At 45.9% G+C, this 10,279-nt stretch carries 11 protein-coding genes; 7 read left to right on the forward strand and 4 right to left on the reverse strand.

Annotation, left to right across the window (positions count from 1 at the left end; translation table 11 throughout):
• The first annotated feature begins 273 nt into the window (after positions 1-273).
• The 3 genes from IDJ77_RS25375 (at position 274) to IDJ77_RS25385 (ending at position 3,448) form a co-directional block, all read left to right on the forward strand.
• A complete protein-coding gene (locus tag IDJ77_RS25375; protein ID WP_191191793.1) occupies positions 274-1,161 on the forward strand; it encodes a 1-aminocyclopropane-1-carboxylate deaminase/D-cysteine desulfhydrase in 888 nt (295 codons plus the stop codon).
• A 307-nt stretch (positions 1,162-1,468) separates the two neighbouring features.
• On the forward strand, positions 1,469-2,800 hold the full coding sequence (lat, locus tag IDJ77_RS25380; RefSeq protein WP_191191794.1) for an L-lysine 6-transaminase: 1,332 nt from the start codon (positions 1,469-1,471) through the stop codon (positions 2,798-2,800).
• Between the two features lie 201 nt (positions 2,801-3,001).
• Positions 3,002-3,448, forward strand: a complete 447-nt coding sequence (locus tag IDJ77_RS25385) for a hypothetical protein (RefSeq protein WP_191191795.1) — start codon at positions 3,002-3,004, stop codon at positions 3,446-3,448.
• A 205-nt stretch (positions 3,449-3,653) separates the two neighbouring features.
• Here IDJ77_RS25385 and bshB1 read toward each other — a convergent pair whose 3' ends face one another.
• The 3 genes from bshB1 to IDJ77_RS25400 are packed head-to-tail and all read right to left on the reverse strand — an operon-like array spanning position 3,654 to position 5,516.
• Positions 3,654-4,379: a bacillithiol biosynthesis deacetylase BshB1 gene (bshB1, locus tag IDJ77_RS25390; RefSeq protein ID WP_191191809.1), complete on the reverse strand. Its 726-nt coding sequence runs from the start codon at positions 4,377-4,379 to the stop codon at positions 3,654-3,656.
• Positions 4,380-4,395: 16 nt separating this feature from the next.
• Positions 4,396-4,899, reverse strand: a complete 504-nt coding sequence (locus IDJ77_RS25395; RefSeq protein ID WP_191191796.1) for a glutathione peroxidase — start codon at positions 4,897-4,899, stop codon at positions 4,396-4,398.
• Positions 4,899-5,516, reverse strand: a complete 618-nt coding sequence (locus IDJ77_RS25400; RefSeq protein WP_191191797.1) for a DUF4294 domain-containing protein — start codon at positions 5,514-5,516, stop codon at positions 4,899-4,901. Before IDJ77_RS25400 ends, IDJ77_RS25395 begins: the two co-directional genes overlap by 1 nt.
• Positions 5,517-5,626: 110 nt before the next feature.
• On the opposite strand from IDJ77_RS25400, the gene IDJ77_RS25405 reads away from it, so the two are divergent.
• The 4 genes from IDJ77_RS25405 (at position 5,627) to IDJ77_RS25420 (ending at position 10,080) form a co-directional block, all read left to right on the forward strand.
• A complete protein-coding gene (locus tag IDJ77_RS25405; protein ID WP_191191798.1) occupies positions 5,627-7,849 on the forward strand; it encodes a RelA/SpoT family protein in 2,223 nt (740 codons plus the stop codon).
• Positions 7,850-7,981: 132 nt separating this feature from the next.
• The gene (locus IDJ77_RS25410; RefSeq protein WP_191191799.1) at positions 7,982-8,452 is read left to right on the forward strand and encodes a Fur family transcriptional regulator; all 471 of its coding nucleotides are present in this window, start codon (positions 7,982-7,984) and stop codon (positions 8,450-8,452) included.
• 2 nt (positions 8,453-8,454) lie between these two features.
• Entirely contained in the window at positions 8,455-8,754 is a 300-nt protein-coding gene (locus IDJ77_RS25415; RefSeq protein WP_191191800.1) for a DUF6922 domain-containing protein, read from the forward strand.
• 48 nt (positions 8,755-8,802) lie between these two features.
• Positions 8,803-10,080: an adenylosuccinate synthase gene (locus tag IDJ77_RS25420; protein ID WP_191191801.1), complete on the forward strand. Its 1,278-nt coding sequence runs from the start codon at positions 8,803-8,805 to the stop codon at positions 10,078-10,080.
• Here IDJ77_RS25420 and IDJ77_RS27735 read toward each other — a convergent pair.
• A partial coding sequence (locus IDJ77_RS27735; RefSeq protein ID WP_224751231.1) for a hypothetical protein occupies positions 10,077-10,279 on the reverse strand: 203 nt, incomplete at its 5' end. The genes IDJ77_RS25420 and IDJ77_RS27735 overlap by 4 nt on opposite strands.

The raw sequence follows: 10,279 nt of genomic DNA on the forward strand, positions 1-10,279 counted from the left end.
TGAAGGGGGAGCTTTTGATTGTTGAGGCCGGGATTTGCATGGTGGTTATTTAACTCACCCCGAAAGCGCTGCGCTGTTCGACCCTCTATACAGCAAAGAGGGTGAAGAAAGAGATTGAGAAATTGAAGCTCAGCCCTCTTTCCGCTTGCGGACAGAGGGCGGCCCAGCGTAGCGTCGGCGGGTGAGTCAACTTGCCATAACAACAGCTCAGCTAATCAAAAAGCTCCCCCTTCAGGGGGCTGGGGGCTTACCATTTTGCTTATATTCGCCTCCATGCATATCGCCCTCGATATTTACAGCCCAATCCACCAAATAACCGATCCGTTATTTGAGGTGAAAGGCATCGAGGTTTTTATTAAGCGTGATGACATGATCCACCCGCTGATATCTGGGAATAAATGGCGAAAGTTGAAATATGTGCTGCAAAAAGCACAGTCTGAAAATAAGACCCATTTGGTAACCTTCGGCGGTGCATATTCCAACCACCTGCTGGCAACGGCTGCCGCTGCAGCCAGGTTTGGCTTTAAATCAACCGGTTTTGTACGTGGCGAGGATGTGCAGAACGATACCCTTTTTATGTGCCGCCTGCATGGAATGGAGTTGATTTTTACCGACAGGGACAGCTACCGCGACAAACCCACCTTGTTTAATAAATACTTTGGAACCGATACCGATGCATTTTTTATAGACGAAGGCGGCGCATCACCAGAGGCGGCCACAGGTTGCAGTGAACTGGTTAGCGAGCTCACCGAAACATACAATCACCTCTTCTGCGCCTGCGGAACCGGCACCACCGCAGCAGGTATTATCAACGGCATCCATCAGCACCAACTAAACACCCGCTTTAACGCCGTCCCCGTTTTTAAGAACGGTGGTTTTATAAAGGATGAGATAGACAAATACGTAACCACGCCAGTCGATTACTACTTGCACCTGGATTACCACTTCGGCGGCTACGCCAAAACCACACCCGAGTTGATCGGTTTCATCAAACAATTCGTTGCCAAAACCGGCATCCTGATAGAACCCGTTTACACCGCCAAAATGCTGTACGCTTTGTACGACCTGGCCGCTAAGAATTATTTCAAACCGGGTGACAAAGTACTCGCCATCCATACCGGCGGCATTTGGGGATTAATGGGGATGAAAGATAGATTTTAATTACTCTCTACCCACGCGTCATTGCGAGGCACGAAGCAATCTCCCGACTTTGCATGACCACCTGGATAGTGGCTTGTCCTGCGTAGAGGTTGCTTCGTGCCTCGCAATGACGTGGTGGTAATTTTGCGCATTTTTTCATCATCTGCACATCTGAAATCTGCACATCTGCACATATACTCTTTCCCTCTTTGGTACAAAAACTATGTTTAGTTAATTTAAAGTTACTTTTTTGCCAATCGGTTCAAAAACCTTTAAATTATTGTTATTTAGCCCTTTTTGTTAGATTTGTTAAAACTAAATTATACTTATGAGCCATTCACAGATCACTCCTCAGAACGTACAGGCCACCCTCAGCAAGCATATCCTCGCCGATGGTTTCGACCTTACTTTTGATATGGAAAAGAGCCAGGGCGTCCACATCTACGATGCCAAAAACAAGCGTACCCTGCTGGATTTTTTTACCTGCTTTGCATCTGTGCCTTTAGGTTATAATCACCCCAAAATGCTGGGCGACGAGGCCTTTAAAAAGAACCTGATGTTGGCGGCCCTCACCAATCCGTCCAACTCTGATATCTATACCGAACAATATGCCCAGTTTGTAGAAACATTCGGTCGCGTAGGCATCCCCGACTACCTGCCACATGCCTTTTTTATTGCCGGGGGTAGTTTGGCTATTGAGAACGCCCTTAAAGTGGCTATGGACTGGAAGGTGCAAAAGAACTTTGCCAAAGGCCACACGCAGGAAAAGGGCCACAAGGTGCTGCACTTTGAGAATGCATTCCACGGTCGATCGGGCTATACTTTAAGTTTAACTAATACCCAGCCCGTAAAAACAAAATGGTTTGCCAAATTTGATTGGCCGAGGGTTTCGTTACCCGAGATCCATTTCCCGCTGAACGAGAATAATATTGTAGACCTGGCTGCCCGCGAAGCAAGATCGATAGCCGAGATCCGCACGGCCTTCGCCAACAACCCGGATGATATCTGCGCCATCATCATCGAACCCATTCTGTCTGAAGGTGGCGATAAGCATGTTCGCCGGGAGTTTCTGGAGCAATTACGACAAATAGCCGACGAATACGAGGCCATGCTGATCTACGATGAGGTACAAACCGGCGTAGGGCTAAGCGGCAAGTTTTGGCTGCACCAGCATTTTGGCGAAAAGGCCCGCCCGGATATCATTGCCTTTGGTAAAAAAATGCAGGTATGTGGAATCCTGGTAAGCAACCGGGTTGATGAAATTGAGGACAATGTTTTCAAGATCTCATCGCGCATCAACTCTACCTGGGGCGGCAGTTTGGTGGATATGGTCCGCTCGGCCAAAATCATGGAAATTATTGAAGAGGACGGATTATGCGCGAAAGCTGCTGAAACGGGCGCTTACCTGCAAAACGGATTGCAAAAAATAGCGGATAAAAGTGGCCTGGTTACCAACGTACGCGGCAAAGGTTTGCTCACCGCGTTTGATTTTCCAGACGCAGCCACCCGTGCCGCTTTTATTGATAAAGGCTTGGAAAACAACATCATGTACCTCGGCTGCGGCGACCGTACCATCCGTTTCCGCCCGGCGCTGATCATCGAAAAGGAACATATTGACGAAGGCTTATACAACATCGAAAAAATATTGCCCTCACTATAATATCAATGTAATAATATTGATACAGCGCATGTTTTAGGTAAAACAGTGCTTTTTTTGTTTGCAGTATACTATAATCGCACTTTAGCGTTATTATATATTATTAACTATTATATAATGCGCAGGTAGCGTATAATAATTTAGTTAACAAATTGTAAAACATTAACTTATATCAATATTAAAACAGGGGTACTATTTTAGAAAATGAGCAGACAAATTGAAAAATTAAAAAAACAACTGGTAGAGATTGCCGAAGTTGTTAATTCTTTCCAGTCTGAAGCCGTACAAGTAAGAGTTGTAGACAGGCTGTTAGACGAGATTATGGAAACAGAGAGGGTGGAAACGGAAGGATCAGAAATTTTCAATAAAAAGGGCCGTAAGCCCAGGGGTGAAAATGACGACGAGCAAAGCCTTACCGTACAAAGGCGTAAAAAACCGGGTGCCACCAAGGTGCTGAACCAATTGCTTTCGAGCGATTTCTTCAGAACACCGCACTCGATATCCTCCATTGCCGAATATTGCAAAGACAAGTTCGACTCGGATTTCAAAACTTCAGAATTATCGGGCATCCTGCTAAAGCTTGCCAAAGAGAATAAACTGAAGCGAGAAAGAAGCAACGAACACAACCGCTTTGAATACGTAGGCGTTTAAAACAACAAAGGCCGCTCGATGAGCGGCCTTTGTTGTTTAACCTTTTGCAGTATGTCATTGCGAGCGATAGCGCGGCAACCTCATAGGACATTTAACGAGTATGCAAATCACGGACGCTTGCCCTATGAGGTTGCCACGTCGCGCCTTCGCACAATCCCACCCTTCGCTCCTCGCAATGACATTAGGGTAATTTCGCTTCTAACCTCTACCTCAACTCCATCAGATCATCAACCCCCAAAATCTTCCTCGATGTAAAGCCTTCGGCGTATTTTACGTTGATGCTTTTGCCAAATTCGCGGCCGCGGCCCTGTATCTGCTCAATAAAATCGGGCGATGAGATGTAGGTTTGCGGTTCATCCTCATTATACTCCGGGTTATGGAACTGCGATCCGTAGGCATACACACTTTCTATCTTTTTATCCCAATAGTCGGTTACATCAACTATAATATCGGGTTTTATATACCTGTCTTGTATAAAATGAAGCACCTGTTTGGGGCGCCATGCTTCCTGCAATTCGCCATCGGCACCAAAGGTTTCTATCCGGCGCAGGCCCGATAAAAAGCTGGCGGCTTCTACCAGTTCGTTCGCCCGGCCATGGTCGGGGTGGCGGTCATGGTAGGCGTTGGTTATCACAATATCGGGCTGATACTTGCGTATAGCGGCTATTACTTTCAGCTGGTACTCTTTGGTGTTCTCAAAAAATCCATCGGGCAGTTCCAGGTTCTCGCGAATGGTTAAACCCAGTATTTCGGCGGCTTTGGCCGCTTCACGGTCGCGGATCTCGGCGGTGCCGCGGGTGCCGAGTTCGCCGCGGGTAAGGTCGGCAATGCCTACTTTGTGGCCAAGGGCAATGTGTTTCAGTATCACACCGGCACAACCAAGTTCGGCGTCATCCGGGTGTACCGGCAAAACTAATATATCTAATTTCAGCATAAAAAAATTGTAATTATTGATCAGCCACAGCCAACAAGCGCTGGATCTTTTTCCTGATCTTGGAAGATGTTGGTTTGGTGAACGGGAAGAAATAATCAACAACCGCGCCATCCTTGTTTACTAAAAACTTGTGAAAATTCCAGCGGGGAACAGAGTTAAGTACGCCGTTCTCTTTCTTCTCGCTTAAAAACTTGTAAAGCGGGTCGGCATAGGGGCCTCGTACCCTTATCTTATCAAACACCGGGAAGTTATTACCGTAATTGCTGCAAAAGGTGGCAATGTCCTGGCCTTCTAAAGGCTCCTGCCCGCCAAAGTCGTTGGATGGGAAAGCCAGGATCTCAAAATCCTGCCCCATAAATTCTTTCTTCAGTTCTACCAGATCCTTCAGTTGCGGGGTAAAACCACATTCGGAGGCGGTGTTTACTACCAGCAGCACTTTATTTTTATAGTCGCCAAGGCTGATAGGCTCGCCATCTAACGCGTTAACGTTAAACCCGTAAATATTTTTGTTGTCCATTAATTATAGCTGGGATTGTAGCCCGCGGTTTGTAGTATCGATTCGATATCCCGCTGCTCCTCTCGGTCGTACGTTTCCTTCAGGTCGTGCCCAAAAATCTTCGCTACCGATTGTATCACAAAGGCGTTAAAGCCGCCTTTAAGTTCCTTAACCATGGCATAACTGGTGTTACCCGTTTCGCGGTTAATGAGTTTTATCAATACCTCGCCCTGTGTAATGGTGAGGTCTTTAATTTGTTTATTAAAAATGTCTTTGATCTCTGTTTCGCAAGCCTTCATTAATGCCTTCTGCTGTTTTTTATCGGCAGTTAAAGCTAAATCGCGCTGCAGCTGGCGGTAGCGCTTGCCTGCAAACTGCGCGTAAGGCAATACCTTCATTACGTTGTAACGCAAGCGATAAAAGTTTGCCCTGTCCTGCGTGCTCGCAAAAATGCGGGTATCAACAATGCGTACCTCGGGCGTAACTATCCAGGGCACCAATTCGCCATCAAGCTTTGTCATCAGCGTTTTGATGGTATCATTTTTGCCAAGTATAACCGGCGGGGCAGTTTTCTCTACCTGCGCCTTTAAACCGCCACATAAGCAACAAAATACAAGCAGAGAAGCAATAATTTTCATATTTTTACTTGAACACAAAATTAACGCATTTTATTCCATTATTTTATAACAACCTGCAATAATAAATATTGTTGCAAGTTGGTGATATTATATAGTACTTACGCAGATACATGAAAGATTTAGTGATTGACCTGGAAGCCGAAAAAACGGAGATACTAAAACGCTACCGGGCTTTGCTGCGTGCAAGTAAATCTACCCTGCAAAAGGGGGATAAACGCATGATACGCAAGGCTTTTGATATGGCGTTGGAGAGCCACAAAGATATGCGCCGTAAAAGCGGCGAGCCTTATATATACCACCCTATTGCGGTAGCCCAGATAGCCGCCGAAGAGATAGGCCTGGGTACCACCTCCATTGTATGCGCGCTGCTGCACGATGTGGTGGAAGACACCGATGTTACGCTGGAAGATATTGAGCTGGAATTTGGTAAAAAAGTAGCCAAAATTATCGATGGCCTTACCAAGATCTCGGGCGTATTTGATACCAATAGCTCGCTGCAGGCCGAGAACTTTAGAAAGATGCTGCTTACCCTTGCCGATGATGTAAGGGTGATACTGATAAAACTGGCCGACAGGCTGCACAATATGCGTACGATGGAGTTTATGCCGCGCGATAAGCAGCTGAAACTCTCCTCGGAAACCGTGTACCTGTATGCCCCGCTGGCACACCGCCTGGGCTTATATGCCATAAAGTCAGAGTTGGAAGACCTCTCCATGAAATATATGGAGCGGGATATGTACTCGTTCATTAAAGCCAAGCTGAACGAGAAGAAGGCCGAGCGCGAAAAATTCATCCGCGATTTTGTGGAGCCGGTGCAAAAAGTAGTAGCCGACCAGGATCTTCATGCTGATATTTTCGGCAGGCCAAAATCTATCCATTCGATATGGAATAAGATGAAGAAGAAATCGATCCCCTTTGAGGAGGTGTACGATCTTTTTGCCATCCGGATCATCTTAGACAGTACGCCTGAAAGCGAGAAGGCCGATTGCTGGAAAGCATACTCTATTATTACCGACCTGTACCGACCGAACCCGGACAGATTACGCGACTGGATCTCCTCGCCAAAGGCAAACGGTTACGAAAGTTTGCACACTACCGTAATGGGCCCGCGCGGGCAATGGGTAGAGGTGCAGATCCGTACCAAACGGATGAACGAAATCGCCGAAAAAGGTTTCGCGGCGCACTGGAAATATAAAGAATCGAGCACAGATAGTGGCCTGGACCAATGGGTACAAAAGGTACGCGATATGCTGAAGAACCCCGACTCGAACGCCTTGGACTTTTTGGATGATTTTAAGATGAACCTCTTCAGTGATGAGATCTTCATCTTCACACCAAAAGGTGCGCTGATCCAACTGCCGTTGAATGCCACGGCGCTGGATTTTGCTTTTGAGATCCACACCGATGTAGGAGCAAGCTGTATTGGCGCCAAAGTGAACCACAAACTGGTACCGCTGAGCTACAAACTGCAAAACGGCGACCAGGTAGAGATCATTACCTCGGGCAAGCAAACGCCTAAGGAAGATTGGCTGAATTTTGTGGTTACCGCTAAAGCGAAAGCCAAGATAAAATCGGCACTTAAAGAAGAAAAACGCAAAATAGCCGAGGATGGCAAGGAGATACTGGAGCGCAAGCTAAAATCGCTGAAGATCACCTACAACTCTGAGAATATTCATAAGCTAAGCTACTTTTTTAAGCTCACTTCCACGCAGGACCTGTTCTACAATGTGGCCAAGGGCCTGATAGACATGAAGGACCTGAAGGAATACCAGGCATCCGAAAAAGTTATAGAGAACAAACCGCAGGATAAAATTGAGAACGAGCAGTTACAATCGCTCGTGCGCAACATCAAAACCAAAGATAGCGACGTATTGCTTTTTGGCGAGGACCTGCAAAAGATAGATTACAAGCTGAGCAATTGCTGTAACCCCATCCCGGGCGATGATGTTTTCGGCTTTGTAACCGTGGGCGACGGGATCAAGATCCACCGTACCAACTGCCCCAACGCTGCAAAGCTGATGGCTAACTACGGCTACCGCATTGTGAAAGCCAAATGGACCAAACAGCTGGAACTGGCGTTTTTAACCGGGATGCGCATCCGTGGCATTGATGAGGTGGGGCTGATCAACAAGCTTACTACCGTTATATCAAACGATTTTAAGGTAAATATCCGATCTATCACGGTAGATAGTGACAATGGTATTTTTGAAGGATCGATAATGATTTACGTGAATGATACCGAGCATTTGAATAATCTTACCAAAAAGATATTGCAGATAAAAGGTATTACTTCGGTAGAACGGTTTGATTCGGCGGTGGAGAAAGCTTCGTAAATGTAGAGACGCAATATTTTGCGTCTCCCGCTATGCTAATTGATTTGCAAATAAACACTTGTATATTCTGAGACGCAAAATATTGCGTCTCTACTAAAAAAATTAATACCTTTGGAGGGTTAATTTAACATTATGCCTGTACAGGAAACCATTGCATTGGTAAAGAAGATTTTTGAGGCCTACCTCGAAAACAAGAGCCTCAGGAAAACACCCGAGCGCTTTGCCATACTGGAGGAGATCTACTCCCGCAGCGACCATTTTGATGTGGAGAGTTTATACATCCACATGAAGAACAAGAAATACCGCGTAAGCCGCGCCACGGTATACAACACCTTAGAACTTTTAGTATCGTGCGACCTGGTAACCAAGCACCAGTTCGGTAAAAACATGGCACAGTTCGAGAAATCTTACGGCTATAAACAGCACGACCATATCATTTGCATCGACTGCGGTAAGGTGGTAGAATTTTGCGACCCGCGCATCCAGCAGATCCAAAGCATGATGGGCGACATTTTAAAGTTCGAGATCAAACACCATTCGCTAAACCTATACGGTAACTGCATTAAACTGCGCGATGGCTTTTGCGACAGAAAAGCACAATAAACATGGATAAGCCAATTCTAAGCAAACAGGCCTTTTGGGATGTTGATATGGATAAGATCGACTACGAGAAAAATGCGCGTTATGTGATGGAACGGGTGTTAAACAATGGAACAGAGAAAGATTTCCGCGCACTTGTAAACTTCTATGGCCACGAAAGATGGCGAACGGAAATAGTTAATTCTAAAGTACTTGACGCAAGGGATGCAAATTTTTGCTGCACTATTTTCAATATCGATATTAAAGATTTCAAGTACGATATTAAACCATTTGTACGTGAACCCTGGGACTACTCCGGAGCTTAATCCAATAAAATAAATTCAAACTACATTCTATTATCAAAATATTAATTAATGGCTGTTGACGTATTATTAGGCCTCCAGTGGGGCGACGAAGGTAAAGGTAAAATTGTTGATGTACTAAGTGCAGGTTATGATCTGATAGCCCGTTTCCAGGGCGGCCCGAATGCCGGCCACACCTTAGAGTTTGAAGGCAAAAAATTTGTTTTAAACACCATCCCTTCGGGTATATTTTTTGATAATACCATGAACCTTATTGGCAATGGTGTAGTTATCGATCCTATCACCCTTAAAAAAGAGCTTGACAAACTAAAAGATGCCGGACACGATCTGCTGGCCAAAAAGAACTTAATGATCGCCAAAAAGGCGCACCTGATATTACCTACCCACCAACTGCTGGATGCCGCTTCTGAAAAGAAAATGGGCGACGGCAAAATTGGTTCTACCTTAAAAGGTATCGGCCCAACTTATATGGATAAAACCGGCCGCAATGGTTTACGCATCGGCGATATCACCCTGCCCGATTTTAAAGAGCGCTACCAAAAACTGGTTGATAAACACACCTCCATGCTGCAGGCCATGTATGGCGAAGTAGCTGACTTTAGCGAGCGTGAAGCATTGTTTTTTGAGGCCATTGATTTTATCAAACAGTTCCCGCTGGTGGATAGCGAGCATTTGGTGAACAACTATATTAAGGATGGCAAAAAAGTATTGGCAGAAGGCGCACAAGGCGCCATGCTGGATATCGACTTCGGTTCGTACCCTTTTGTTACTTCATCAAATACTACCGCAGCAGGAGCTTGTACCGGTTTGGGTATTGCCCCGCGCCAGATCGGCGACGTGATAGGCATTTTTAAAGCCTATTGTACCCGCGTTGGCGGCGGCCCCTTCCCTACCGAGCTGAACGACGAAACAGGAGAAGAACTACGCCGCATAGGTCACGAATTTGGCGCAACTACTGGTCGCCCACGCCGTACCGGTTGGATAGACCTGCCTGCCCTGAAATATGCTATCATGCTGAATGGCGTTACCCAACTGGTAATGACCAAGGCCGACGTATTGAGTGGTTTCGACAAGATATACGCCTGCACCCACTACAACTATTTGGGCGAACAGATTGACTACATGCCGTATGATATCTGCTCGGTTGATGCGCACCCGGTATTAAAAGAGATCGACGGCTGGAACGAAGACCTAACCGGTATTACCGAACTAAACGAGATCCCGGAGAAACTGCAGAAATACATCGATTACCTGGAAGCCGAACTGGGCGTACCGGTAAAATGGTTATCTGTAGGGCCCGACAGGAAACAGACTTTGGTGCTGCATTAATCACTAAAATACCTCGGTATCTTACCGAAACACCCTAAATAATTAAAAAGCTCCGATAGAACGGGGCTTTTTTTATTCCCATTGTCCCGTCCTGAAATAAGTTGACACCCAAGTTGACTTATATGAAAGAAAGAAAAAAACAAAGCGATCGGCGCAGTCAGCGCGATTATAGCCTTGCCTTTAAGTTGCAGGTTGTTCA

This window comes from Mucilaginibacter pankratovii, from assembly GCF_014773265.1.
Classification (GTDB): domain Bacteria; phylum Bacteroidota; class Bacteroidia; order Sphingobacteriales; family Sphingobacteriaceae; genus Mucilaginibacter; species Mucilaginibacter pankratovii.